Raw genomic sequence first — 24,705 nt, forward strand, 5'->3', positions numbered from 1 at the left:
CCACCTTAAGCTCGTCTTTTTTCTGATTTTAACAGTAGAATCGCCGATGGGAATGAATAACTTAATTTATGACTCCATTCGTCTCACCTGAGAAATTTCTAATTTCATATCTACCGAAAAAGGCTCCCCGGTTGACCATTCCCGTGGCGATCGTTTATGAAAAAGATAATGGTGTTCAGCTAACCATTCTCAATGCTTCCCCGTCTCCACGGTAAAATAGGCAATGCTCACCCTAGTCATGCAAGGCGTAAAATTTCCCAGATTTTCAGATATTCTCGCTAACTACCTTTGTAGGTCTTCATTGGCCCGAAAAATCGCTTCTTGACCATCACTAGAGGCCACAAAACCCATAAAAGCTTTGACCGCTTCACTAGCAGGTTCTTTGTAAACGTAGTAAAGGGTACGCTGCCAGGGATAATTAGGTTCACTGGCTGAAATTCCGTCCACAGCGAGCGCTCTGACGGTTTTTTGGTTGGCGATTTGGCCATAGGTTGCGTAACTAATGCCATTCAGTCCTAAAACTCGCAAAATCGGGGTGGTGGCATCCCTCTCCATCATTTGAAAATTAGTTCCCGTACCAAATTCTCCCCCTTGCAGCACTTCCTGACGAAAACTTTGATAAGTGCCACTAATAGGGGGACGATTAATCACTTGAATAGTAGCTGCAGAACCGCCCACCTCCGACCAAGAGGTGATTTTTCCGGTAAAAATATCTTTAACTTGGGTAGTGGTTAACCCCCCCGCAAAGGGGTTTTTTACTCCCACCACAATAGCGATCGCATCTCGAACGATCGGACTAGAAGCCAATCCCTGAGAGCGTTCTGACTCGGTTAAAGGTCGTGACACCGCCGCAATATCGATCGCCCCCCGGGCCAATTCCTCTAATCCTCTATCAGATCCTTGAGCATTTGTCAAGACCTCTACCCCCTGAAATTTGGCCGTTAAAGCGGCTTTTAAGGCTTGATTAATCTGTACCATACTGGTAGCGCCGTTAATGCGAATTGTCGTGCCACTGGGGATAGAAGTCGGTGGGACAAAACTAACCACTTCCTGGGGGGAAGGGGGAGGGGGTAGGGGAGAGGAGGCACTTTCCGATGTGGGGGATTTTTGCGGACTTTTACCGCTGCCACAGAAAAAGAATTCTTGACCTGCGGCACATTGACTTTGTAGCCAGAAGTAACCCCCACCTAAAATGCCCGCAGTGGCTAAAAGAGCGATTATTAAAGCAGTTGTTTCGTTTTTTTGAGACATACCCATCATTTGCTGACATTAGGGGGTCGATCGCCCCGACACCGGTGATCAATGGAAGTTTCGATGATATTATCTTAGTGCATGGAAATCCACTCTTAATTTAGGACTGTATATCATGACCCACGCACCTATATCCCCAGTCGTACTGGTTATCCTTGATGGTTGGGGTTATCGCCCGCAAAGGTCGGATAATGCGATCGCAATGGCGAAAACCCCGATTATGGATAGTCTCTGGGAAGTTTATCCCCACACCTTAATCCGCACCTCCGCTAAGGATGTGGGACTACCGGAAGGACAGATGGGTAACTCGGAAGTTGGCCACCTCAATATCGGAGCGGGGCGAGTTGTACCACAGGAATTAGTACGGATTTCCGATGCGATCGAAGATGGTTCGATTCAACAAAATCAGGCTTTATTAAAACTCTGCGACGAGATTAGCCCTAAAAAAAGCAAATTACACCTGATTGGTTTGTGTTCTGAGGGGGGAGTCCATTCCCATCTCGATCACTTACTGGGATTATTAGACTTAGCGAAAGTGCAAGGGATTAGCGATGTCTGCATTCATGTCATCACCGATGGTCGCGATACCAATGTCACCGACGGAATGCTCGCTATTAAAAGAATTCAAGAACATATTAATAAAATCAATCTCGGTCGCATGGTGACTCTCAGTGGCCGTTATTATGCCATGGATCGGGATCGCCGATGGGATCGGGTGGAAAAAGCCTATAACGTGATGACCAGTGATCAAGGTATCGACGGGCGATCGATCACTGAAGTATTACAGGCATTTTATGATCAAAATATTACCGATGAATTTATTCCCCCCACCAGAATTGCACCCGGGGCGATCGAAGCGGGCGATGGGGTGATATTCTATAATTTCCGTCCCGATCGAGCCAGACAGTTGTGTTATGCCCTGACTATGCCCGATTTTGAAGATTTCGATCGAGATTTAATTTCTCCCCTCAGTTTTGTCACTTTTACCCAATACGATCCGAAATTACCGGTAGATGTGGCCTTTGCTCCCCAGAATTTAAATAATATTTTAGGACAGGTGATCGCTCAACAGGGATTAAAACAGTTTCGTTGTGCAGAAACCGAAAAGTATCCCCACGTCACCTACTTTTTTAATGGGGGATTAGAAAAACCTTTTGAGGGAGAAGTGCGCGAATTAATTCCCAGTCCGAAAGTCGCCACCTATGACCAAGCACCGGCTATGTCGGCGGCCACGGTGACAGCAGCGGTCTGTGGGGCGATTGAACAGGGGATCTATAGTCTTGTGGTGGTCAATTACGCTAACCCTGATATGGTGGGTCATACGGGCATTTTAGACGCGGCCATGAAAGCAGTGGAAACGGTGGATCTATGCTTGGCTAAGTTGTTAAGTAGCATCAATAAATTGGGGGGAACAGTGTTAATCACTGCCGACCACGGTAACGCGGAAACGATGGTGGATGAGTCGGGTAATCCTTGGACTGCCCACACGACTAATCCCGTTCCTTTAATTTTAATTGAAGGGGAAGGGAGAAAAATACCCGGCCACGGTGGCGATGTGCAGCTGCGGGATGATGGTCGTTTAGCTGATATTGCCCCCACTATCCTGGAAATTCTCGCTATTCCCGTCCCAGTAGAAATGACCGGGCGATCGCTGATTAAACCGGCCGAAGTGGAAATTAAAGCCAGTCGCACTCCCGTCCGAATCTCGCTTTAACGAGTAAAAAGTCAATAAAGGGGATTTTATGCTGAAAACCATCGAAGATGTTTATCGAGATGGACAAATACACCTAACCGAGTTACCCAATGATATTAGCGATCGCTCACAAGTGCTGGTGACTTTTCTCGATCAAATCGATCCTATAGCGGTCCTAAATTATTTTCAAAAAAGTGATAAGACAATGCCGGTTTTTCGGTTTATGTTATGCAATGGATGGGGGTTATAAGGGATGGAACCCTTATTTACTGGAGTTTAGACTAAATGCTTGCTTAATCTGCGATCGCCAAATCTGAAGTTTATCCCATAACAAAATGACTCAGCCATCAAAAAATAGTTAAGACTTGTAAGTACCTAAGCAAAATTAATTACACATATCTAACCCCCTCTTGCCTTTTGCCTCTTGCCTTTTGCCCATCTTTACTAGGAAATTAATTTTGCACGACTACTTATAAATTATGTCCAAGTCGATTATTTCCCCCTTTTTTCTGGGAACTTTTTCTTTTTTTAACCGCTGGATGTGGAAGGAACCACAGAGACACGGAGGACACAAAGATCGATCCTCTGTAAGCTAAACTTATCGCACAGAACCTAGAAGAGCCAAGTCACTCCATCTTTCCCATTGATGTGGTGTACTTAGTGCTGGCTGAATAATGGTAAAACCCTTTTAAAATAAGGCTTTTGACCTGTTAAAATCCGATGTTAGTGCAAGAAAATAGGATTGGGACTTTCAAAAACCTTGCATTATCCTTCTTGCAGTACATAGATTGGTACAAAAAACAAGGGCAAGTATCCTTTGATTTTATTATACTTCACCTATACTAAAAAGGTCAAATTCATCAAATTTAATTACCTCGGAATCAGGATAACGAGTATCAAAACGATAACTGCTAACGGTTCCTTTTTCTGTATCTAAAATGCTAAAAACCGTCACATCATTACTAGCAATATAGGGTAAAGGTTGATTAACCCAATCCACTAGAGGGGCAATATTCGGGATAATTGCTTCTAATCCATTGGGATTACCGATCGCCGCATAATTTCTATCGAGAGGTACAGGACGTTTTTTATCACCTAAATAAGCACCATAACTATTACCAACGTTAGAAGATTCGAGAAAATTCATCCCCTTACGACTAAGAAAACGATTCCATAAATGAGAATGACCATAAAAAACCAAATTAACCTTAGCTGACTCTAATAAAGGAATTAAATCACGAATAATATAATCATTTTCTTGGGGATAATCATAGCGTACCGATGTAACTTTTCCCGTGGCATCCCGTTCAATTGTCTGCACGGGATCGGTGTAAGGTGGAACGATATTTCCTCCTAGGGTATGGGGAGGATGATGAAACATAACTACCTTATATTTAGCCTCTTGAAACTCTCGACTATTTAACTCTTTTTCTAACCATTGATATTGAGGACTACCCTGGGCAATTGGCTCAAAAATATGCTGACCATAACCCCAGCGTTCTGGTCTATCTAAGTCTCTTTGCTTTTCGTAATATCTTCCCCTTGCATTGGGTTCTAAATTGGGATTTCTCCAGATATTAGTAATATATAAAACCACTAAATAAATATCACCAAAGGTGAGAGAATAATATTTATTTTGAGGCAAAGAAAAAATTTCTTCGTAGGTTTCTGTGTTGAAAGCATGATTTTTTAACCAGTTTTCATTAATTGCTGCTATATCCTCCGCTAGTTTTTTAGCAATAAATTCAGGAATAGCATCTTTAAACTGTTCATTTAAATCTATAGAAGTAGAAAATCTGCCCATAACTTCATGATTACCAATAGCAGGAAATAAGGGAGCATTTTGAATAATTTCTCCCCCTTTATAAATAGTCTGAATACCATTCTTGGTAAGAGGATAATTAGCACGACCTTGTAAACAGGGAAAGAATGCCCCACCGCGACTATCATCAAACCATTCGGAAGCTCGATCGGGTATATTAACTAAATCTCCTGCTAAAAAAACTGCATCTACCTGTCCAATAGTTTCGCTAACTTTTTGTAAATTAGCGGCAGTCATGGGCATTAATTGATGATCGGAAGTGAGCAGAATTTTGAGATTAGTTCCTTTTTTTGGTCTTGGGGTAAGGGTATAAATATTGCTTCTAATCGCTGTATTTTCCTGAAAACTGGTGACTTGATAGGGAATCTTTTCTCCAGGATTTAAATCAGTAATTTCTGCCTGATGTCGCCAGATTTCTCGATCGGTTAAAGATTGATAAGCTTCAAGGGTTCTCGATTGAGCATCTTCTCTAACTCTAGTTAATTTGCTAGTGCGAGCGGGTGCTATTTTCTCTAGTTTTTCCCCGTAGCGTACCTGATGACGAGTGCCAAAAAATTCCGTAAACCAAACCACTTGTATTGATGTTTCGGTGGGTAATTGTAAAAAAGGTTCGCTTAAAAGTTGATTCTTGTTCATTGTTGCTCAAAGATAACTAATTATAATTAAAAAAGCTGGGCTCTTCTCGACTTTGTGTGATAATTTTTGCTTATATAATCGTGAAATATTTACCTAGAAAGACTTTTAGGACTATTTTGCTGAAGAAACTATCAGTATAGACCCCGTTTCCACACAGAAACCAGAAGAGCCAAAGCTAGGTTAATATAACAACCAGCTTTTGAGATACTCAAATTAAAGAGGACTAACAAAACTTTTAACCCATCTTCGGGTAGTTTTAGTGACAGACTCCCGTGAAAGAATCACCACCATGCTTAACTGTAATGGTACGAAGATTGTTTTCTAGGGTAAAACTAACCGGTGTTCCTGCTTGACTTTTTCCGCTAAAAGTATTTCTACCTTGGTAGGTAGTGACAGCTAATCCTACCGGCCGCATTTCCGGGGGAGTTGCGGCAGCAAAATTATCAATCGTTACGGTGTTATCGTCTTTGTTAACTACCAAAATTTGCCCTTCCACCACATCGCTAACTGGGGAAACCATTGTCAGTGTCACCGGTTCTTTTTTGTTGATTGAGTCGTCATCAATTTCAGAAGTATAAACATAGAGTTTTACTCCTTGGGCGGTTTTGCCAGTTGCCGTACAGATGATACCATCTCCTAGACTAGGCATTTGGGCAAATGTCGGCTGAATTAAGACGCTAGGGACACCGATCAGGGTAGCAGTGGCCAAAAGAGCGGTTTTCGTCAGATTTTTAAGCATGAATTTCTCGGTGCAAGTGAACTTCTCTGAGGTTTTTAGCACATTACCTGTGCTACGAGAAATCAAGATAACACAAAAATTAGCTAGAAATTTTTGTAAAGTGTTGAGTGAGATTCTTGGCTTTTACTGCCATTAAATCGACAAAATAGCGATAAATCAGGGTTAAATGGTACTAACCAGAAGATTGCCCATTTTATCAGCTAATGTAAAACCTGAGACTCTAACTGCTGCTGTTGCCAGAGATTTTGATAGACTCCGGGGATTGCGATTAACTCCTCGTGGGTTCCCATCTGGACAATTTCTCCGCGATCCATGACAAAAATGCGATCAGCAGTGGCAGCGGCCGATAATTGATGAGAAATAAAAATCACGGTTTTTTGGCTCTCTTGGGCGAGATTTTCTAAAATAGCCGTGGCAGTTTGATTATCGACGCTAGATAGGGCATCATCAAGGATTAAAATCGGTGCTTGGATGGCTAAAGCGCGCGCTAAAGAGGCCCGTTGACGTTGACCACCGGAAAGAGTAATTCCACGTTCTCCCACTAAAGTCCCGTATTTTTGCGGGAAATTCTCGATTTCCTCCTCAATTCTCGCTTGTTTGGCCGCCGATTTCACTGCCGAAAAATTCAGCAGCGGATCACCATAACGGATATTATCTTCAATGGTGGTACTAAATAAAAAACTTTCTTGGGGAACATAAGCGATCGCTTTTCGCAGGTCTTCAAGGGCAATTTGAGTCACATCTTGATTATCAATAAATAACTGTCCCTCGGCAATATCCAAAAGACGGGGAATAGCGTTAGCAAGGGTAGATTTTCCCGATCCAATCGCACCTACTACCGCTACCATTTCCCCAGGATTAATGGTAAAAGAAAGAGATTTTAAGGCAGGTTTCTTAGCATCAGGATAGAAAAAAGTCAAGGCTTTGGCGGTAATTTTTCCTTGAATATTTTTTAAGTGGATACAATCAGCATTGTCTTTAATTTTAGCCTCAGCTAATAGGATAGTTTCTAGACGATCAATACTCACTTCTCCCTGTTGGTAGGCAGTAATAGTGAAACCTAATAAAGTAGTAGGAAAAACTAATCTTTCCGCCAAAATTAACAGAGCAATAAAGTCTCCAATGGTGATATTACCCGCTATAATTTGTCTAGTACCAAGAGCAAGCAAGGCCAATAAACTCACATAGGCCAAAGCTTCGACCAGAGGAAAAAGAAAGTTACGAGTCTGGACTAAATCTAAATTAGCCTGTAGTAATTCCCGATTTCTTTGCTTAAATGCTAGGCACTCGTTAGCTTCTTGAGCATAGATTTTAATCAGAGTAATACCACTCATATCCTCTTGAATTAAATCGCTCAGATGCGAGAGTTTTTCTTGTACTGTTTTCTGTTGCCGTTGCAGACGACCACTAAATAACTGAACAGCAATTAACATCAAAGGATAGACAGAAATAGCGGCGATTGAAAGGGGAATATGAATCGCTAACATCACGGGTAAAGTTAACCCATAGGCAAAAAAAGTATTAGCCAAACTGAGCAAAGCAAAACCCACCAGACGACGGATATTATCCACATCGCTAGTGGCCCGATTGATTAAATCTCCTGAAGTTTGTCGAGAAAAATAGGCGGGTTCAAGGGTTAATAAATGCTGAAAGATTTTTTGTTTAAGATCGAACTCTACCTGACGACCGATCCCGAATAATAGCACTCTGGAAATCATGCGGATAAACCACATAATCGAGGCTAAAGCGACGATGACAATCACATAGTAAATGATTTTTTGAAAGTTAAAGGATTTACTCAAATCATCGATGCTATCCCGGATTAAAAGCGGTATATAAACACCCAAAAGATTAACAATAAACAGAGCAACTACCCCCCCAGTGACTATTTGCCAATGGGGACGTAGATAATTTGCTAGTTTTTTAACGCGAGAATAAGCCATATTTCAGTTATCAGTTAGAACAGGGAACGGGGAAAAGGGGGAATAGCCCCCCAAGATTTTATTTTTTCTCCTTGTCCTGATTTGGTGGTGGTTTAACATTAGAACCACCCTGGGGCGGTTTACCGGGGGGTTTATCAATTTTAGCTTGATAGCCGCGCTTAAATTTATCATATCGTCTTTCTTGTTTATCCGACATTTAAGTTACCTCTGTTTGATCCTGCCAAAATTCAATATAGCGAATTTCCCCTGCATTAATCAAAATTCCTGCGCTTCTGGGGACTGGTTGCCAAGCATCATCTTCTAATTTATACACCAGTTCTAGATAAATATCTCGCTCTGATGATTCTGACGAAGCTAAAGAGTTTTTTCCGAACCATCCCGCTATCTGACTGCTATCTTTAAGAGTGATTAACACCCATACAGGCTCTTCAATGCGACTAAAAGAATAATCCCAAGCAGAAGGAAATCCTGTAATCGTTTTAAATCCTAAACTAGATAGTCCTCGTTCTAATAACTGTTTTTGGTTAACATATCCTAAAGTTAACCCTATAAGTACTGGACTAATAAAAATAATGATAATAAAAGCAAAGGCTAAAAAACTAGGCTTTTCTAAAATGCTCCGATTCTATGGCAGCAGATAAACGGATATCTAAGGAACATAATTGAGACAACTTAAAGTAAGAAATCTTAATAAAATTAGAGTAACTTGCTGGGATTTATTATAAAAAAATCTTGATAATGTTAGGTCAATTAAAAACCCTGGAACCAAAAAGCAAATCGTATAAACAACAGCATTAAAAGTGTTCAAGGTCAGACCAGGAGAGGATTGAGCTAGAATAAGGGCAAACATAAACAATGATTAATTCAATAGGCAACTTTTTTGCTTTTTACCGATGCTAATGTCGTTTTCAATCTAATCGTTAATATTATGATTTTGACTGTTCGCTGACTTAAGGCAGTCACGACCACTATTTTTAGCCTGATAGCCGTCGTTTTTCTAAACCCGTCCTTCTTGTTTATCCGATATTTAAGCTACCTCTGTTTGATGCTGCCAAAGTTTAATATAACAAATTTCCTCTGCATTGATCAAAATAGGCTATCCAAGCATCAAAATTGGTCTAGTTCGATAAGGGAACACCAGAACACCGCAACAGTAAGAGTTATCGGTTCTTCGTTACTTGCTATGGTTCGATCAGGTGGCGTAAATCGACTAAATCCTGTTGTATTATACCTCATCTTTATGAGAAGGGCTGTAATTATTCATTTCTCCTTGTTTTCCTATCACCTTTGGTGTTTCTAATAACTGTTGCCACCAGATATGAACTAGGATAGACCAAGCGATCGCTAAAAGCCAAGCGGCAAGAATATCGCTAGGGAAATGAACTCCTAAATAAAGACGAGTCCAAGCAATAACCAAAACCAAGGGAATCCCCAGTAAAACTACCCCTAAAAACCAGCGCGTTCTCCAAGATAGGATCAGTAAAGAAACCACTAACAGGGAACTAAATAGAGCATGACCGCTAGGGAAGGAAAAATCGTCGGGTAAGGGATAAAATAACTGCCAAAATTGCGGGCGATTTCGATGAAAAAAAATCTTGAGATTATAACTAATTGCCCAACCTCCCGCCATGGTTACAAGGAGATAAGCGAACCCATACCAGTATTTTTTTAGGGCAAAAATCAGCATTGAAATTGTTAGTATCGGAGCCACTCCCCAATAAGTACCTAATCCCGTTAGTTTTAGGGCAAAAAAATCTAGGTTTAAATTAGTGGTTTGATGAATAGATAGCATCAGGGATTTTTCCCAAGCAAATCCTTGAGGATGCTGACTAATAGCGATCGCTAAATCCGTAAAACTTAGGGATGTTAACAAGATGGCTAAGAAAATTAAGCTATTGTTTAAGTAGGTTTTGACCATCACGGGGAAAAAGTAGCGATCGAGGATAACAGGGGCATTTCTAATACCTGAAAATGAATTAAGACCAGAATAACTAATGTATAAGCAGTCGAGGAAAGTAATCCATTTCTTAATTCTTTTGGCCAATTGCGTTCTTCTTTCTCTCTACCGATTAATTCTTTCGTTCCGAATTGCATCAGTAGGATTCCCACAAGATTAGATAACCAATAACCAATCATGGCTGCAGGTAGAAAAAAATCGGCGTGTAAGCAAGCAATTAAACGACCAAAACTGTAGGCGATCGGCAGATTAAAAATTAGATCGTTCCACCAACACAGGGGCGATAATAAGTAACCAATCAATACCAAGCTTCCGTTTTTGATTTTGTCAAGTAGATACATCTTTTTTTAGTTACTAACTATCAGTTTTGTTGTTTTTGCCATCAGCAATCAACTAAGTAGTCGTGCAAAATTAATTTTCTAGTGAAGATAGGCAAGAGGCAAGAGGCAAGAGCGGGGTTAGATATGTGTAATTAATTTTGCTTAGGTACTTATCTCTGCTATCTAGGGTTTGCTGAAAAAGTACGGGCGAAGCATTCGGGCAATAACCTATCGGTGAAACCGTAAATTTTCTAACCGAATGCTTCGCCCCTACAGGACGCGGGCCGATGAAGACGCAAGGTTTTGAACGACGATTCTCTTAAAGTCTTGCACCTGTTTCGCAAGAAAAGCCACAAAACCCTTACCTTGCCCACATTTCACATTTATTCAGCAAGCCCTATCTAGCTGACAACTGATGGCTCACTACTAATTAACGCTGAATTTGGTCAAAAATCGCTCCATCAGCGAAGAATTTTTGCTGGATCGCATCCCAACTACCGATCGCCGTATAGGAGAACAGATTCGGCACTTTTGGGTATTGTTTACTAAACTCTTTAGCCACATTAGCATTAACCGGACGGAAACCCACCTTGGCGAATTCCCGCTGCGCTTCGGGAGTAAAGAGAAATTGGGCAAAAGCTGTCGCTACTTCCCGGGTTTTGCGTTTATCAACTATTTTATCCACTACGGCCACGGGCGGATCGATCGAAACATTGACTGGAGGAATAGTATAGGAAAAACCGGTTTGTCCCTTTTGACGGGCCAAAATTACCTCGTTTTCGTAGTTAAGCAGCACATCCCCCTGATTCTGTTTAAAGAAGACATCGCTGGCTTCCCGGGCATCTTTGGGTAGTACAGGCACGTTTTTATAGACACTGCGGACGAAATTGGTCGCTTTTTGTTCGTTGCCGCCGGTCTGAGTTACCGCTCCCCACAGGGCCAGAAAATTCCAACGGGCCACCCCAGAGGTTTTCGGGTTGGCAGTAATCACTTTAATCCCCGATTTGGCTAGATCCGGCCAGTTGCGGATTCCTTTGGGATTGCCCTGACGAGTAACTAAGGCTACCACGGAACGAGTGGCGATGGCGTTATTGGGGAGTTCTTTCTGCCAACCGGGGTTAACTAAACCCGCTTTTTGCAGGCGTTCCACATCGGAACCGATAGCCAAATTTACCACATCTGCATCTAATCCGTCGATAACAGCGCGAGTTTGAGAACCAGAGCCGCCATAACTCTGTTTAATCACCACATCCTGTTTTTTCTCTCTTTTCCATTTGTTGACGAATAGAGGAATGATTTTTGAGTAGGCCGATTGAGTCACTGCGTAGGAAACCAGGGTGATTTCCACGGTTTGTTGTTTAGCTTGCTGTTTATCCGGACTTGCCAGCAGATTACTTGATGCCGATAGGGGACTAGAAGCTAGTCCGATTCCCGTTGTGACGACGGCAGCCGTAGCTAGAGAAATAAAAGGTAAGAGGGTTTTCGGTTTTTCGGGTCTAGGATCAGGGATCACGATGTCATCGGCTCCTTTGTTTATTTATGGGAGATTGCTAGGTATTTTCTCTCGAATTGTATTCTATACGAAATAAAAAACAATTTCAATACATCGAAGAAAAAATTATACTGTTTGGGTTAGACGCAAAGAAATTAAGCCATTAATGGCTTGATTAGCTGAAAAAACTGTAAATATTCGATTTATACGGCTTAAATGTGCCTTTAAATTCGCCTGAAGCCTCTTTATGCTTCCAGAATAGAGATTTTATTGTCTTTATCGAGAAGAAAGAATTTTTTAGCGATCGGAAAATCTCTCTCTATATGGGTTTAAATCTCCACATTTCTGGTTAATTTTGTCCCTCCTTCTCTCATCTCCCTCACTCCCCACTTCCTTATCCCAACAAGTAATACTAAATCCAGTTATTAAAAACTGATTATTTATTCCCCCTTTTGCCTTTCTTCACTAGGAAATTTATTTTGCACGACTACTTATTGAGTTAGCTAACTCATCCAGTCGCTTAATTCCTTTAATCTTGTTAGCACGTAACAACTCTCGACGCACCTCATAATCAGCAATTTCTGGAAGAATAACCCTAATACCTGCTTTAATTAGCGTTTGTAGCCAACAATTACAAGCTAGACTTTTAGGCGATCGCTTAGGATTAGTAATTAAACCGATAATTCCTGTATCTAATAAAACTACTCTATTCACCAAGTTACTCCCTTTAATTCAGCCGGAAATAAAGGACGCTCCGATAAACGATCTTGATCGAGCGCTTCGATTAAATATTCGCCTGTTTCTTGTTGTTCCTGTTCATCTTCTTCATCAATCCAAGACTGAAGTAAATTAACCAGTTTAGTCTGTTTTTCTTGTTCTAAAATGGTATCCTTGAGCAACTTGAGGAGATAAGCTTCTAAAGAAAGACCTTTCTCTGTCGCTTTTTGGCTGAGATATTGTTCGATTTCTGATGTTAAATTAAGAGTTAGTAGCATGGTCTTGACTTGAATCAATTTATCGTGTCTTTAACTATTATAATCCCAAAAAAGCAATCGCACTTTATCAATAAAGTGCGATTGCACTAAAATTATTCTTCAGTCTTATATCTGCGAATAGCACTGTTCATCAGGTTAATCTGCTCTGCGTGAAATGAAGGGGGCATGGCACCATGAGTCGTGTAGTCTAATCCATCGTGCATGATATCTGTTGGCAATGCAGAGTGATCTAAACCTAAGGTATGACCAATCTCATTAACAGCCAATCCCTAATCTCTCAATAATAGATATTCACGAATCTCAAAAAAGTTGTCCCATTAAAACGCTATGGTTTCGTTTATTCTAACACCAAAAAACGCAATCACACTCTAAAAACATAGCGAAATCGCCCCTAATTTAAGACTTCAATTGTTGCTCGATTTGCCAGTTTTCTATTAAACCCTAACTAGCAAAGTCAAATACTGGTGTTTCAATTACCCGTTTTGGTCGCTTATTTTCCCAGATAATTTCCTGCAAGCGTTCGACAGTTTCTGGTGCAAAAAAACGCTCTCCCGTTTCTACACAGACTCTAGCGGGGACATTTTCTATAATAAAAAAATTGCCATTGATTTCAAGGGTATAAGTAACTTCTTGTTCAATTAAGATTTCTTGTCTAGAATTAGTTGACATCTGGTGTTCTCCTTGATTTAAAATCAATCCATAAATTTGGATCGGGTTCATATAGGGTAATAATTTTCAGCAAAGGGCGAGAGGGATAGCTACAATGAATGTGTAAGGCTCTATTAATTAGAGTAAATCCCAAAAGTAAACAGCTTGCACCATACTTATCAGCCGGATAATCTTCAATAATTTCGCTTTGTTCCATCGCCTCCCGTAATTCTTGAACACTGATCTGACGCAGGATAGTTTGATTGACAGCGTGTTGAGAAAATTCAAATTGGTTTTGTCTAACTTTTTGACGAATTTCCTCAATCATTTCTGTCATAGCCGCCTTTAATTTGAGCGTAAATATCCGTCGCTGTCATTTCGCCAAATAACTGATCTTTAATTTCTAAATAATTTAGAGGTTGGGATGACGTTTCTCTTAGAAAGAAGACCGCTTTAGCAATTTCCAATCTTTCTACGAGAGCTTTAACTCCCTCTTTTCTAATTTCCTCAATCTCAGGAATCGTCAAATCTGTTGGAACTTTCATAGTAATTTTTCTCAATTCAAGCGTTGAAAATAATGGCGACAAACTCCAAGCGAGGTCTATACTGATACCAACGCTAATGTGAGTTGTGCATGGCTACTTATCGTCAGTCAGCATTAACGGTAAAGTTTTTTGCCCGCCACCAAGAATAATGATCTTACTATTGGGAGATTGCCCTAACTTTTCCGTTGCTTCAATAGTTTTCAGTTGGATAATTTTATCCGTTAAACCTTCCGATAAAATCTTTTGAGCATTGGCAGTTCCCCTCGCTTCAATTAATTTAAGTTCCGCTTCTTTTTTGGCTTTTTGGATTTCTAAATCAATTTTTTGGCTTTCCTGTTCCGTGGCCACTTTCGCTTGAATACTGGCCTGAATATTATCGGGCAAAATAATATTGCGGAGTAAAGCTTCTTCGACAATAAAACCAAGGGGCTGGAGTTGAGTGACCATACTTTGTCTCAGATTTTGGGCAATGATAGCCCTTTTTTCTCCATAAATATCGGTTAGGGGATAATTCGCTGTAATCTGACGAATCAACGAGCGAAAACGGGAAGTAATAATTTCTTTTTGTTGCTCAGGACTGCCAATTTTTTGGAAAACCTCTGCTGCTTTAGTGGGATCAAGACGGTATTGTAAACTCACGTCCACTTTAAAACCTAGCCCTTCCTTAGAGGTAGTATCAACGGTTTCCTTGATGTCCCGTAAACGGGTGGAATAGGTAATGATATCGGCAAAGGGATTCACAAAATAAATGCCAGGGGATAGGGTTTTTTGACCCACTTGACCCAGGGTTTCCATCACACCCACTTCCCCCGCTGGAATGACCACCGCAAAACGGCCTATTATCTGAAATAAAAAGACAGCACTACTTAACAGTCCAATCAACAGACTCAAGGGCCGAATGAGGGGATTGGCGTTTTCCTTGAACTTAACAGTAAAAAACAGACTCCAACTGATCAGAGCGGCGATCGCCGAGAGTATCCAGGACATAATCAGACCTAAGAAATAACTACCGATCCGATGATAACAGTGCGCTTTTAAGAAACGTTTAAGAAATTACCGGCCTGCCATGTCCTCTCTCTTTGATTAGTTTGCCAACTTCTGGTCTGTAGGGACTCTGACCACAATTTACGGGTCAATACCGAAGAGCGCATTCGCCAACTCATTGATCCCAAAACTTGGCAAGCCTTATCAGTAAGTAGTTATAATTAGATTGAGGCTAGATTTTGTCTAATCTCTCAATAACAGATATTCGCGAATCTCAAAAAAGTTATCCCAAGGAATATAGGGTTGATTTTCCGCTTGTAGATAATCGATTAAACGATCCCTAGCAAAAACTAGATCAGCCTTTCTAGCCATGGTAATATCGGTAACGGAATCACCGATCGCAATAGTTTCTACTCCTGAATATTTGGCCATGATCAAGGCTTTAGCCACTAATTCCGTCTCATTTTCCCAATCGGAATGAACTTGCAGATATTCCCCTTGAGTATGAAGATTTACCCCATAAATTGCCGTCACTTTATCTAATAGTCCCTCCCGTTTTAAGACCGTTTCAATCATGCCTTGGATACCACCGGAGATAATAATAAAAGGGATGGCTCGCTCCTGTAAAAAAGCAAGGAATTCGGCTAATCCGGGGCGAATTGGCTTGCTTTCGGCATAGGCAAGAATATCGGCGTATTTTTGGCTCGGTATCGACTCTAGCAGTTGACGGACACCCCGGCGCAGACTGAGAGTCCTGGCGTACATTTGCGGCATAATTTGAGCCGATAAATCGGGGGCGAATTCTTTGAGCATACCCGCAAAGGTTTCCACGGCGGTGATAGTGCCATCAAAGTCACAGAAAACGATTTTACTCATGGGGTGACAAAATATCTGAAATTGGATATAATCGAAGGTTATGATTAATTTTACAGAGATTATCTGATTCTAGAGCTTCAACCCCCATGAAATCCTATCTCGCCGCCGCCATTCAAATGACCAGTCAGCCAGATCTAGAGAAAAATCTCGCTGCCGCTGAAGAATTGATCGAACTTGCCGTGGGTAAAGGGGCGGAATTAATCGGTTTACCAGAAAATTTCGCCTTTATGGGGGCAGAAAGCGATAAAATCGCCCAGTCCGAGACTATTGCTCTTAAAGCCGATAAATTCCTCCGCACCATGGCCCAACGGTTTCAAGTGACCATTTTAGGGGGTGGTTTTCCGGTGCCGGTGACGGGTATTGCCGATAAAGCCTATAATACCGCTATTTTAGTTGATGGCAACGGTGCGGAATTAGCCCGCTATCAAAAAGTCCATCTCTTTGATGTCAATGTCCCGGATGGTAACACCTATCAGGAATCGAGTACAGTCATGGCAGGGATCGATTTACCGCCGATTTATGGCTCCGATAGCCTGGGCAAAATTGGCCTCTCGATTTGCTATGATGTGCGTTTTCCCGAACTCTATCGCTATTTATCGCGGCAAGGAGCCGATGTTTTATTTGTACCCGCGGCGTTTACAGCTTTTACAGGGAAAGATCATTGGAAAGTTTTATTACAAGCGCGAGCGATCGAGAATACTTGTTATATAATAGCTCCTGCTCAAACGGGCAATAATTACGAACGCCGTTACACCCACGGTCACGCTATGATTATCGACCCTTGGGGTGTGGTTTTAGCCGACGCAGGGGAAGAAGCGGGAGTGGCAATTGCCGAAATTAATCCCCAACGTCTGCAACAAGTGCGACGACAAATGCCTTCCCTGCAACATCGTGTTTTTGTTTAAGATTTGATCGAAAATTACGACTTTTCTCGCAAAGGTGAAGTATAACCTAAACGGAAACTTTGTACCTCACCATTGAGCAGCTTATCCATCTCCCAACCTAACTTAGTTGGCTGCTGATAAACCTTTTTTAAAGTGTTCACATCCCGGCTAGAAATCGGGGGAATATCCCTAGTTTGAGCGAAATACATCACATCCGTCTCCAGGGGACTATGACCCCAAATTCCCAAAGCGTGACCTAATTCGTGCCGTGCTGCCGCTAAGGCCGACCGATCGGCTAAATTAGGACTAATCTGGATACTCATCCGATGAGTTAAGCGATTTTCCTTGACAAAAATCTCGTATTGTGTTATGGCAGAACGCACCCGGGGCAGTTCTAACTTACCGGTTTCGGGATTAAAACGGACTCCCGACGGCGGTAACTCCTGTTTAATGAGGATATCAGCCAATTCTGCCCGATTTACCAACTCGATCGGCAAATACTGCCCCCATTCAGCGATCGCCTCTTGTACCAAACTCAGCCAGGAACTGCGATCGCTCTGAATATAAATCTTCACGGGAAATTGCGACCAAATCAACGCTCCCACGGGACTGATTTCCACAGCATCAAAATAATCCCCGGGTTGGTTTTGCTCTTGCCATTGGGCTAAATTAGCAGGTAAAGGATGAGTTTTTAACTCTGGCAGCGATCGACTGTCGGCAATCAGAGAATAGGAAAACAGCAAAAGACTCGCCAAGGCTGCGAGTCCTAGAAAAGAGAACCAACCTCGTAGCATTTAGCGATTTAACCAGCCGGCGCTCAGTACAATAGTTAGGGTGATAAATACCGTCCCCAAAGCCCAAGTCACCTGATTTAAGGTTTTTTCCGCCGTTTTTGCGCTGGTAAAAATCTGTGATTGACCGCCAATACCGCCAATACCATCCCCTTTGGGACTGTGCAATAACACCAAAATCGCCAGAAAGGCCGCCGCCAGCGCCCAAATAATCTGTACTACCAGCACCACTGTCATGATCATTACTCTCTATTTTCCATCACTAAAGTATAGCAGTTATCAAGCCGCCAGCTTTGAATTAGTTATCAACCAGCAGCAATTCCCAATTCGGAATGTAGCCAAAGATACAGAAAAACCAGAAAGCCTATTCGGCACTAAATTACTCAATTTGTGCTACGATAATAGTTTTGGGATAAATTTAAATAGGAGCAGACTGTCTGTATGTCTCGTTATAGAGGACCGCGCTTGCGCGTTGTGCGTCGTTTAGGGGAATTACCAGGCTTAACCCGTAAGAATGCCCGTCGTGCCTATGCACCTGGGCAACACGGCCAGGCCCGCAAAAAACGTTCAGAATATGCCATTCGTCTAGAAGAAAAACAAAAACTGCGTTTTAACTACGGTGTCAGCGAGAAACAATTAATTCGCTATGTCCGCAAAGCTCGTCGAGCTACTGGTTCCACCGGTCAGGTGCTGCTGCAACTCTTGGAAATGCGTCTGGATAATACCGTTTTCCGTCTCGGTATGGCTGGGACAATTCCGGGGGCGCGACAATTAGTCAATCACGGTCACGTCACCGTTAACGGTAGAGTTGTGGATATTGCCAGTTATCAGTGCCGTCCGGGTGATGTGATTGGAGTCAGAAATCAAGAGCGTTCCCAGGATCTAGTCAAAAGAAATATGGAATACCCCGGTTTAGCCAACCTGCCGAGTCATCTGGAATTTGACAAAAACACCCTCGTGGGCAAAGTGAATGGCGTTGTCGAAAGAGAATGGATTGCCCTCTCGATTAATGAACTGTTAGTAGTGGAATACTACTCTCGGAAAGTCTAGGAAAAAGTCTTTTCCAGATACCTTGAGGACGCAAGTGGCAGCGTCCTTATTTTATTGGCTAAATTGAGTATTTTTGATTATATATAGGGTTTGCTGAATAAGTCTAAAAACCTTGTTGGATAAGATTTTTAGACTTTTTTTCCCTCAAAAAGTGCCAGCTATTGCGGGGATCGGAGGGAAAATTCAGGTACTTTTTCCCTGAAAATTAGGTAATTGACCACGGCTCGACTGAGCTTCGCCTGATAGAAAGAAAATAACTTTTACAGACAAGAAAAACATTGGCACAGTTAAACTAAAAGGAACTAGAGACTTAAACTTTTACCCTCTAGACCAAATTAAATGAGTTAGGATTGTTAAACGAGCAGATGGTTATTATATCCAATTCTGTTTTAGCGTTGATATTCGGGAATATGCAAAACCGCTAGAACCGACTAAAAGATGTGTGGGATTGGATGTCGGTTTAAAATTTTTCTACGCTAACAGTGATGGGGAAACGGTAGAAATAACGCAATACTATCGCAAGGCAGAAAAAAGATTAATCCATCTGAATCGGAAGAAATCTAAAAAGTTTAGAAAAGGTCAACTCCAATCAAACAACTACCAAAAAACTAGAAAGAGATATGCTAGAAAGCATTTAAGAATAAGTAGGCAACTTAAAGGCTTTGTCGAAAAAGAAGCATTGCGCGTCATTAAATCTAACGATTTCATCGCTCAGGTCAACTTAAATATTCAAGGCATGGTAAAAAACTCTAGACTAGCTAAATCTATTAATGATGTTGCTTGGTCAACACTTCTACAAAGCTCAGTGTTAACTTTTCGACAAAGGTTAGAGTATTTTGGTTTTAAATATGGTAAAGCTACGGTAGCATTAGCCCCCCATAACACGAGTCAAAACTGTTCTAATTGTGGTCAAAAAGTACCTAAATCTCTATCTACAAGAACCCGTATTTGTCCTGACTGTGGCTATGTAGAAGATAGAGATATTAACGCCGCTAAGTAGTCGTGCAAAATTAATTTCCTAGTAAAGATTAGGCAAAAGGCAAGAGGCAAAAGGTAAGAGGGGGTTAGATATGTGTAATTAATTTTGCTTAGGTACTTATCAATATTCTCAAAAAGGGACTAAGTACGGTAGGGCATACCGAAACTAATACGCTTGGGGAGAGATTCCCTCTGGTTTGCTTAGATACGTCCTGCCAGATTAAGGAAACTCGATGAACCAAGAATCCCTCGCATGAGCGCGATGGGAGTGTCAACGCCATCAATTAGACCTGCTGCCCACTAACTCCTAACTAACCACGACAATTTTTGATTTTTACAACAGGTGTTTTTTACTTGCTATAATCGAGTGTCGAATTTGAGTAGGAGACGGGAGAAAATGGCCGATTGGCAGGAAATAGAGGGGGGGATCACCGCCCCAAAAGGATTTAAATCCGCAGGGATGGCCGCGGGGCTAAAACCGTCCGGTTTGCCCGATTTAGCCCTAATTGTCTCGGAAACAGATGCGATCGCCGCTGGAGTCTTTACCACCAGTCAAGTGCGGGCAGCTTGCGTCGATTATTGCCGTCAACGCCTCCAAACTAAAGCCAGCGCCAGGGCGATTTTGTGTAATGCCGGCCAAGCAAACGCCGCCACGGGGCAAGCTGGATGGCAGGATGCTCTCGATAGTGCCGCCGCCTTGAGCCAAGTTTTAGGGATTCCCGCCGATGCAATTTTGCTGGCTTCTACGGGAGTGATCGGGCAACGGATTCGCATGGATGCGTTAACCGCCGCTTTACCGACCTTAGCGGGTTTATTGTCGGAAAATGGTGGCGAAAGCACGGCCCGGGCGATTATGACCACGGATCTAGTCCCCAAATCGATCGCCTTGCAAACCACCATCGATGGTCGTCCGGTCACAATTGGGGGAATTGCCAAGGGATCGGGGATGATTCACCCGAATATGGCGACGATGCTCTCCTTTATTACCTGTGATGCCGCAGTATCTACAGTTCTCTGGCAAAATATGTTAAGTCGGGCGGCTAATAAAAGTTTTAATCAGATTACGGTGGATGGGGACACCAGTACCAATGACAGTCTGATCGCCTTGGCTAACGGTCAATCGCGCACCACGGCGATCACAGAAATGGGCCGGGATGCCCAAAAGTTAGAGGCCATGTTAACGGAAGTTTGTCAATACTTGGCCAAAGCGATCGCCCGGGATGGGGAAGGAGCCACCTGTTTAATAGAAGTGCGGGTTTCGGGGGCGGCTGATGATCAGTCCGCTCGTCAGATTGCTCGCACCATTGCCGGTTCTTCCTTAGTAAAATCGGCGGTTTTCGGTCGAGATCCCAACTGGGGACGAATTGCGGCGGCCGCGGGCCGGGCCGGGGTTGTCTTCCATCAAGAAGACCTACAAATTAAGTTAGGCGACTTTGTGATGATGGAAAATGGTCAACCTCTGGCGTTCGATCGAGCTAGTGCCAGTAATTACCTGAAAGCGGCAGCAAGCGGGGCTTATTTACGAGAAGATACCGTTTTAATGTCTATCTGTATCGGTAACGGTTCAGGAACAGGTACGGCCTGGGGTTGCGATCTTAGTTACGATTACGTCAAAATTAACGCCGAGTACACTACTTAAAGCGATCGATTCTCTAAACAGGCTCTCTTGTCCTTGCTGGATTGTATCCCAACAGCTTGATCAAAGGTTGACGTTAGGCTCTAGTCTATACCGACAATCTCGATGATCGATCCTGTTGATCACACAGCATCGGAGAGAGCCGATTACTCGATTAACAGATAAACTTTAATGGTTGGATTTTACTCTCTTTCAACCAACCTCGAAAACAGTTTTGTCAGTCCCTCAGTTTCTTGGCAAAATCCATCTATTGGCGGGGAAAACACTGCATGGTTCCGAAAAAATCACCACGAATTCCTTTAGAATTGCACCAGATTAAGGCTCACGAGTTTTATCAAAAACGGCTGGCATCGGGTAAAGAAGGCAATGAGATAGATGACTGGCAGCAAGCGAAAGAATATTTGAGCCAACATCCCAGAGCGATTCTTGCTTGGAATCTAAAGATGCCCTATCGCCGGGGAAAAAGGCTAATTAAAAGATTGTTGCTATCGCTCCAGTCTCTTGTCAGAGTTGCTTGGAAACTGCTAATCTTTCCCTTCTGGCTATTTCAGCAAATACCGGGGCTTTTTGCCCGTGAAGATAAAGACAGCCGCACCTTTGCCATTGATGTGGTCAAAACGATTATTTCTGCCCTGGGATTAATTGCTACCCTTTTCGCAGGAATTGGGCTTTTTGTCAATTATCTCAATTCTCAAGCAGAAATACAACTGACTCAGCAACGTCTCATCACTGAGCGCTTCTCGAAAGCCGTCGAGCAAATCGGTAATCCTAAAGAGGAGGTGGTAATTGGCGGCATTTATTCCCTAGAGCGAATTGCCAAAGATTCTCCCAAGGATCAATGGACAATTATGGAAGTGCTGACTTCCTACATTCGTAAAAATTCCCCCATTCCCTCGAATATTCAACAACTGAAGCCGGCGGCAAGAGAGAAAGCCCTAGAAAAGCTTCCTTCCGTGAGTATTCCAGTTCAGGCCGCTTTAACGGTAATCGGCCGGCGTAAAGTTGAGAATGACCAAGCTGGGGATAATTTAGCTGAAACAAATGACCCTAATAAAATTAAATTTCTTGATTTAAGTGGGACAAATTTGAGGGGAGCCTTCCTCTACAGAGCCGACCTCAAGGGAGCCATCCTCATCGAAGCCAACCTCAACGGAGCCTTCCTCTACAGAGCCGACCTCAAGGGAGCCAACCTCATCGAAGCCAACCTCAACGGAGACAACCTCATCGAAGCCAACCTCAACGGAGCCAACCTCTACAGAGCCATCCTCAACGGAGCCATCCTCATCGGAGCCAACCTCAACGGAGCCAACCTCAACGGAGCCTACCTCATCGGAGCCATCCTCGACGGAGCCATCCTCAACGGAGCCATCCTCAACGGAGCCAACCTCAACGGAGCCATCCTCAACGGAGCCAGGGGTCTTCATCCAGAACAAATTAAATCGGCCTGCTTTTGGGAAAAAGCAATACACACGGAAGCCAAGTGGGATGAAGATAAACAATTATGGGTGGCTGAGGACTGGAAAGCCAATCAACGAGAAATCGAGAAACTCAAAAGGGACAAAAACTCAGAGCCGCCAAATCCGATCGATTGTACTACTAAATAGGGTCTGCGGCAAAAAGTACGGGCGAAGCATTCGGATAGAAAATCTCCAGTTTCACCGATAGGTTATTGCCCGAATGCTTCGCCCCTACAGGACGCGGGCCGATGAAAACGCAAGGTTTGGAAGCACGATTCTCTCAAAATCTTGCACCTGTTTGGCGAGAAAAGCCACAAAACCCTTACCTTACCTACTTATCCAGCAAATCCTAAATACTTTAACTTTTGGCGATTTAGGATCAGGTGACGAAACTAGCATTTTCCCCTAATTGAAGCGAAAAAACCCCGCATGACTTCAAGAAATCACCGGGGTTTTTAGGAAAAATAGGGATAGGGAAGGGATTTAACCCTCGGTTTCCTCTCTGGTTTGGATAAACAGAATCAAGAGGAAAACAGTGGGGACTAGGACGAATAGGATACTAGCGATAAAGCCGAGATTATTTACCTGCATGAGTTAACTCCCTTAAGTGACAACGGATTTGCATTAAAGATTAACTCCTAGAATATCATCCCAGAGGGCGTTGCTGATTTGAGAGGGGGAGTGGGGAAGTGGCAGAAAGGTAGTCACCTTTTCACCCCCTTGGCCGGCGCGTCTTTAACTGGTACTTTTGGATCAGTGGCGATGATGTGAAGATCGATATTTTTCTGCCAGATCAGACGCATGAGTTTTTGGGTGAAAGAACCTTTGATTAAATGCTTCCAGCGCGATTGACGGCTCTCCCCGATCACAATCTGGGTGATTCGTTCCTGTTCGGCCACTTCGGCGATCGCTTCGGCCACCTGATAGCTTTTAACCCGTAAGAATTTCCCCTCGAATTCCCGACATAAACGTTCGCAGGTTTCGATATGTAAAGCCTCCTCTTTGGTGAGAAAGCGCTCGGGTTTATCATCGCTGCCGCCACCTGATAGCTTTTAACCCGTAAGAATTTCCCCTCGAAGTCCCGACATAAACGTTCGCAGGTTTCGATATGTAAAGCCTCCTCTTTGGTGAGAAAGCGATCGGGGTTATCGACGAAAATCACAAAAAATTCCGCGTTCATATACCCCGCTATCCGCTTGCAGTGAGCTTGTCGAATCTGCGCTCCTCGACGCAATAATCGTAAAGAGTTGGGATAGGTGGAAACACAAACTAATACCCGTTCGTGAAAGGGACAGAATTGACCGATAAATGTTGAATTACTCGCTTCTTCTTCTACTGTATCAGCCACTTCGCGCAGGGCGAGTTCCCGGAGAGCGATTAAATTACGCCGTCGAAAGAAATTATTTAAAGATGGTTGGATCTTTTCGGGAGCGTAGATTTTTCCCGCTAATAATCTTTCCTCTAGGGTTTCAGCGGTAACATCTACCACGATCACTTCATCAGCTTCCTCCAAAATTCGATCGGGTATTCGCTCTCGCACCACCACCCCAGTGATTCGGGCAACCAGATCGTTTAAACTCTCGATATGCTGGATATTCACGGTCGAGTAAACATCGATTCCCCGGGATAAAATTATCTCCACGTCCTGAAAGCGTTTCTCTCGCTCCGAACCCGGTGCGTTCGTGTGGGCCAATTCATCAATTAGACACAGCTGCGGTGAGCGATCGATAATCGCTTCCGTATCCATTTCCGAGAGAGTGAATCCCTCTTTCTCTAGGATTTTTCTAGGTACGATTTCCAATCCCTCGGCCTTTTCAGCGGTCTCTTTTCTGCCGTGGGTTTCGAGAAGTCCGATTACCACGTCGGTTCCCTGTTTTCTGAGACTATGCCCCTCCTCCAGCATCTTGTAGGTTTTCCCAACTCCTGGGGCCATCCCGATAAAAATTTTATGTCTTCCCCGTCGCATGATCGTCTCCTTTTTTGTAATTATCGAGAGCGTAAGGCGATA

27 protein-coding genes and 2 pseudogenes are annotated in these 24,705 nt (G+C 42.9%); 8 read left to right on the plus strand and 21 right to left on the minus strand.

Translation table 11 applies throughout. The annotated features are described in order from the left end of the window. Positions 1-68 precede the first annotated feature (68 nt). Positions 69-215 carry a hypothetical protein gene (locus ACE3JL_RS08040; protein WP_155726675.1) on the plus strand — a complete coding sequence of 49 codons (147 nt, stop codon included), beginning with the start codon at positions 69-71 and terminating at the stop codon, positions 213-215. Positions 216-282: 67 nt separating this feature from the next. Here the strand turns inward: ACE3JL_RS08040 and ACE3JL_RS08045 are convergent, their stop codons facing one another. Then, a complete protein-coding gene (locus tag ACE3JL_RS08045; RefSeq protein ID WP_375329232.1) occupies positions 283-1,260 on the minus strand; it encodes a phosphate ABC transporter substrate-binding protein in 978 nt (325 codons plus the stop codon). A gap of 106 nt (positions 1,261-1,366) precedes the next feature. On the opposite strand from ACE3JL_RS08045, the gene gpmI reads away from it, so the two are divergent. Next, a complete protein-coding gene (gene gpmI / locus ACE3JL_RS08050; RefSeq protein WP_375329233.1) occupies positions 1,367-2,965 on the plus strand; it encodes a 2,3-bisphosphoglycerate-independent phosphoglycerate mutase in 1,599 nt (532 codons plus the stop codon). 28 nt (positions 2,966-2,993) lie between these two features. Further along, the gene (locus ACE3JL_RS08055) at positions 2,994-3,194 is read left to right on the plus strand and encodes a hypothetical protein (RefSeq protein ID WP_150976985.1); all 201 of its coding nucleotides are present in this window, start codon (positions 2,994-2,996) and stop codon (positions 3,192-3,194) included. Positions 3,195-3,770: 576 nt separating this feature from the next. Here ACE3JL_RS08055 and ACE3JL_RS08060 read toward each other — a convergent pair. The 16 genes from ACE3JL_RS08060 to ACE3JL_RS08135 form a co-directional block, all read right to left on the minus strand. Continuing rightward, on the minus strand, positions 3,771-5,402 hold the full coding sequence (locus ACE3JL_RS08060) for a metallophosphoesterase (protein ID WP_375329234.1): 1,632 nt from the start codon (positions 5,400-5,402) through the stop codon (positions 3,771-3,773). Between the two features lie 256 nt (positions 5,403-5,658). After that, complete coding sequence (locus ACE3JL_RS08065; RefSeq protein WP_271989544.1) at positions 5,659-6,141, minus strand: hypothetical protein; 483 nt, start codon at positions 6,139-6,141, stop codon at positions 5,659-5,661. A 200-nt stretch (positions 6,142-6,341) separates the two neighbouring features. Then, positions 6,342-8,084, minus strand: coding sequence for an ABC transporter ATP-binding protein (locus ACE3JL_RS08070; RefSeq protein ID WP_271989543.1), 1,743 nt, complete (start codon positions 8,082-8,084; stop codon positions 6,342-6,344). Between the two features lie 58 nt (positions 8,085-8,142). Then, positions 8,143-8,280: a hypothetical protein gene (locus ACE3JL_RS08075; protein WP_271989541.1), complete on the minus strand. Its 138-nt coding sequence runs from the start codon at positions 8,278-8,280 to the stop codon at positions 8,143-8,145. Continuing rightward, positions 8,281-8,700 carry a DUF6338 family protein gene (locus ACE3JL_RS08080; protein WP_334311257.1) on the minus strand — a complete coding sequence of 140 codons (420 nt, stop codon included), beginning with the start codon at positions 8,698-8,700 and terminating at the stop codon, positions 8,281-8,283. Between the two features lie 609 nt (positions 8,701-9,309). After that, positions 9,310-10,005, minus strand: coding sequence for a phosphatase PAP2 family protein (locus ACE3JL_RS08085; RefSeq protein ID WP_375329235.1), 696 nt, complete (start codon positions 10,003-10,005; stop codon positions 9,310-9,312). Further along, positions 10,002-10,382 carry a hypothetical protein gene (locus ACE3JL_RS08090; protein WP_271989538.1) on the minus strand — a complete coding sequence of 127 codons (381 nt, stop codon included), beginning with the start codon at positions 10,380-10,382 and terminating at the stop codon, positions 10,002-10,004. Before ACE3JL_RS08090 ends, ACE3JL_RS08085 begins: the two co-directional genes overlap by 4 nt. Positions 10,383-10,791: 409 nt before the next feature. Further along, a complete protein-coding gene (locus ACE3JL_RS08095; RefSeq protein ID WP_375329236.1) occupies positions 10,792-11,874 on the minus strand; it encodes a sulfate ABC transporter substrate-binding protein in 1,083 nt (360 codons plus the stop codon). 453 nt (positions 11,875-12,327) lie between these two features. Continuing rightward, the gene (locus ACE3JL_RS08100; protein ID WP_375329237.1) at positions 12,328-12,567 is read right to left on the minus strand and encodes a hypothetical protein; all 240 of its coding nucleotides are present in this window, start codon (positions 12,565-12,567) and stop codon (positions 12,328-12,330) included. Continuing rightward, complete coding sequence (locus ACE3JL_RS08105) at positions 12,564-12,848, minus strand: hypothetical protein (protein WP_375329238.1); 285 nt, start codon at positions 12,846-12,848, stop codon at positions 12,564-12,566. Before ACE3JL_RS08105 ends, ACE3JL_RS08100 begins: the two co-directional genes overlap by 4 nt. A 92-nt stretch (positions 12,849-12,940) precedes the next feature. Then, on the minus strand, positions 12,941-13,114 hold the full coding sequence (locus tag ACE3JL_RS08110) for a matrixin family metalloprotease (RefSeq protein ID WP_375329239.1): 174 nt from the start codon (positions 13,112-13,114) through the stop codon (positions 12,941-12,943). Between the two features lie 175 nt (positions 13,115-13,289). Further along, the gene (locus tag ACE3JL_RS08115) at positions 13,290-13,568 is read right to left on the minus strand and encodes a YgiT-type zinc finger protein (protein WP_002767595.1); all 279 of its coding nucleotides are present in this window, start codon (positions 13,566-13,568) and stop codon (positions 13,290-13,292) included. Next, entirely contained in the window at positions 13,507-13,824 is a 318-nt protein-coding gene (locus ACE3JL_RS08120; protein WP_334311271.1) for a DUF4258 domain-containing protein, read from the minus strand. The genes ACE3JL_RS08115 and ACE3JL_RS08120 overlap by 62 nt, the downstream gene beginning before the upstream one ends. Next, complete coding sequence (locus ACE3JL_RS08125; RefSeq protein ID WP_271992812.1) at positions 13,817-14,041, minus strand: hypothetical protein; 225 nt, start codon at positions 14,039-14,041, stop codon at positions 13,817-13,819. Before ACE3JL_RS08125 ends, ACE3JL_RS08120 begins: the two co-directional genes overlap by 8 nt. A gap of 93 nt (positions 14,042-14,134) precedes the next feature. After that, positions 14,135-15,028 (minus strand): prohibitin family protein, encoded by an 894-nt coding sequence (locus ACE3JL_RS08130; RefSeq protein ID WP_271992814.1) that lies wholly within the window; start codon positions 15,026-15,028, stop codon positions 14,135-14,137. Between the two features lie 240 nt (positions 15,029-15,268). Then, positions 15,269-15,901, minus strand: coding sequence for an HAD-IB family phosphatase (locus ACE3JL_RS08135; RefSeq protein ID WP_271992816.1), 633 nt, complete (start codon positions 15,899-15,901; stop codon positions 15,269-15,271). Between the two features lie 86 nt (positions 15,902-15,987). On the opposite strand from ACE3JL_RS08135, the gene ACE3JL_RS08140 reads away from it, so the two are divergent. Next, positions 15,988-16,806: a carbon-nitrogen hydrolase family protein gene (locus tag ACE3JL_RS08140; protein WP_271992818.1), complete on the plus strand. Its 819-nt coding sequence runs from the start codon at positions 15,988-15,990 to the stop codon at positions 16,804-16,806. 14 nt (positions 16,807-16,820) lie between these two features. Here the strand turns inward: ACE3JL_RS08140 and ACE3JL_RS08145 are convergent, their stop codons facing one another. Both ACE3JL_RS08145 and secG read right to left on the minus strand, forming a co-directional pair. Beyond that, positions 16,821-17,579 (minus strand): peptidase, encoded by a 759-nt coding sequence (locus ACE3JL_RS08145; protein WP_271992819.1) that lies wholly within the window; start codon positions 17,577-17,579, stop codon positions 16,821-16,823. Continuing rightward, entirely contained in the window at positions 17,580-17,813 is a 234-nt protein-coding gene (secG, locus tag ACE3JL_RS08150; protein ID WP_002736485.1) for a preprotein translocase subunit SecG, read from the minus strand. A gap of 204 nt (positions 17,814-18,017) precedes the next feature. On the opposite strand from secG, the gene rpsD reads away from it, so the two are divergent. From rpsD to ACE3JL_RS08170, 4 genes and pseudogenes are all read left to right on the plus strand, one after another. Then, positions 18,018-18,626 (plus strand): 30S ribosomal protein S4, encoded by a 609-nt coding sequence (gene rpsD, locus ACE3JL_RS08155; protein WP_002798058.1) that lies wholly within the window; start codon positions 18,018-18,020, stop codon positions 18,624-18,626. Positions 18,627-18,861: 235 nt separating this feature from the next. After that, a pseudogene (locus ACE3JL_RS08160) lies at positions 18,862-19,620 on the plus strand (RNA-guided endonuclease InsQ/TnpB family protein); the annotation flags it as partial. Positions 19,621-20,001: 381 nt separating this feature from the next. Beyond that, positions 20,002-21,243, plus strand: coding sequence for a bifunctional ornithine acetyltransferase/N-acetylglutamate synthase (argJ, locus tag ACE3JL_RS08165; RefSeq protein WP_271955332.1), 1,242 nt, complete (start codon positions 20,002-20,004; stop codon positions 21,241-21,243). Between the two features lie 266 nt (positions 21,244-21,509). After that, positions 21,510-22,844 carry a pentapeptide repeat-containing protein gene (locus tag ACE3JL_RS08170; protein ID WP_375329240.1) on the plus strand — a complete coding sequence of 445 codons (1,335 nt, stop codon included), beginning with the start codon at positions 21,510-21,512 and terminating at the stop codon, positions 22,842-22,844. Positions 22,845-23,180: 336 nt separating this feature from the next. On the opposite strand, the gene psbM is transcribed toward ACE3JL_RS08170, so the two are convergent. Further along, a complete protein-coding gene (gene psbM, locus ACE3JL_RS08175; RefSeq protein WP_002745897.1) occupies positions 23,181-23,288 on the minus strand; it encodes a photosystem II reaction center protein PsbM in 108 nt (35 codons plus the stop codon). A 113-nt stretch (positions 23,289-23,401) separates the two neighbouring features. Beyond that, positions 23,402-24,663, minus strand: a pseudogene (locus ACE3JL_RS08180) (universal stress protein); the annotation flags it as partial. Between the last annotated feature and the right edge of the window lie 42 nt (positions 24,664-24,705).

The sequence above is a fragment of the Microcystis sp. BLCC-F210 genome (assembly GCF_042134685.1).
GTDB lineage: Bacteria > Cyanobacteriota > Cyanobacteriia > Cyanobacteriales > Microcystaceae > Microcystis > Microcystis aeruginosa_D.

Coding starts and splice junctions, on each gene's coding strand:
- ACE3JL_RS08045 (WP_375329232.1), bottom strand. CDS start 1,260: ATGATGGGTATGTCTCAAAAAAACGAAACAACTGCTTTAATAATCGCT.
- ACE3JL_RS08105 (WP_375329238.1), bottom strand. CDS start 12,848: ATGCTACTAACTCTTAATTTAACATCAGAAATCGAACAATATCTCAGC.
- ACE3JL_RS08075 (WP_271989541.1), bottom strand. CDS start 8,280: ATGTCGGATAAACAAGAAAGACGATATGATAAATTTAAGCGCGGCTAT.
- ACE3JL_RS08065 (WP_271989544.1), bottom strand. CDS start 6,141: ATGCTTAAAAATCTGACGAAAACCGCTCTTTTGGCCACTGCTACCCTG.
- ACE3JL_RS08130 (WP_271992814.1), bottom strand. CDS start 15,028: ATGTCCTGGATACTCTCGGCGATCGCCGCTCTGATCAGTTGGAGTCTG.
- ACE3JL_RS08090 (WP_271989538.1), bottom strand. CDS start 10,382: ATGTATCTACTTGACAAAATCAAAAACGGAAGCTTGGTATTGATTGGT.
- ACE3JL_RS08140 (WP_271992818.1), top strand. CDS start 15,988: ATGAAATCCTATCTCGCCGCCGCCATTCAAATGACCAGTCAGCCAGAT.
- ACE3JL_RS08060 (WP_375329234.1), bottom strand. CDS start 5,402: ATGAACAAGAATCAACTTTTAAGCGAACCTTTTTTACAATTACCCACC.
- ACE3JL_RS08125 (WP_271992812.1), bottom strand. CDS start 14,041: ATGAAAGTTCCAACAGATTTGACGATTCCTGAGATTGAGGAAATTAGA.
- secG (WP_002736485.1), bottom strand. CDS start 17,813: ATGACAGTGGTGCTGGTAGTACAGATTATTTGGGCGCTGGCGGCGGCC.
- ACE3JL_RS08135 (WP_271992816.1), bottom strand. CDS start 15,901: ATGAGTAAAATCGTTTTCTGTGACTTTGATGGCACTATCACCGCCGTG.
- gpmI (WP_375329233.1), top strand. CDS start 1,367: ATGACCCACGCACCTATATCCCCAGTCGTACTGGTTATCCTTGATGGT.
- argJ (WP_271955332.1), top strand. CDS start 20,002: ATGGCCGATTGGCAGGAAATAGAGGGGGGGATCACCGCCCCAAAAGGA.
- ACE3JL_RS08145 (WP_271992819.1), bottom strand. CDS start 17,579: ATGCTACGAGGTTGGTTCTCTTTTCTAGGACTCGCAGCCTTGGCGAGT.
- ACE3JL_RS08070 (WP_271989543.1), bottom strand. CDS start 8,084: ATGGCTTATTCTCGCGTTAAAAAACTAGCAAATTATCTACGTCCCCAT.
- ACE3JL_RS08170 (WP_375329240.1), top strand. CDS start 21,510: ATGGTTCCGAAAAAATCACCACGAATTCCTTTAGAATTGCACCAGATT.
- psbM (WP_002745897.1), bottom strand. CDS start 23,288: ATGCAGGTAAATAATCTCGGCTTTATCGCTAGTATCCTATTCGTCCTA.
- rpsD (WP_002798058.1), top strand. CDS start 18,018: ATGTCTCGTTATAGAGGACCGCGCTTGCGCGTTGTGCGTCGTTTAGGG.
- ACE3JL_RS08115 (WP_002767595.1), bottom strand. CDS start 13,568: ATGAACCCGATCCAAATTTATGGATTGATTTTAAATCAAGGAGAACAC.
- ACE3JL_RS08040 (WP_155726675.1), top strand. CDS start 69: ATGACTCCATTCGTCTCACCTGAGAAATTTCTAATTTCATATCTACCG.
- ACE3JL_RS08055 (WP_150976985.1), top strand. CDS start 2,994: ATGCTGAAAACCATCGAAGATGTTTATCGAGATGGACAAATACACCTA.
- ACE3JL_RS08120 (WP_334311271.1), bottom strand. CDS start 13,824: ATGATTGAGGAAATTCGTCAAAAAGTTAGACAAAACCAATTTGAATTT.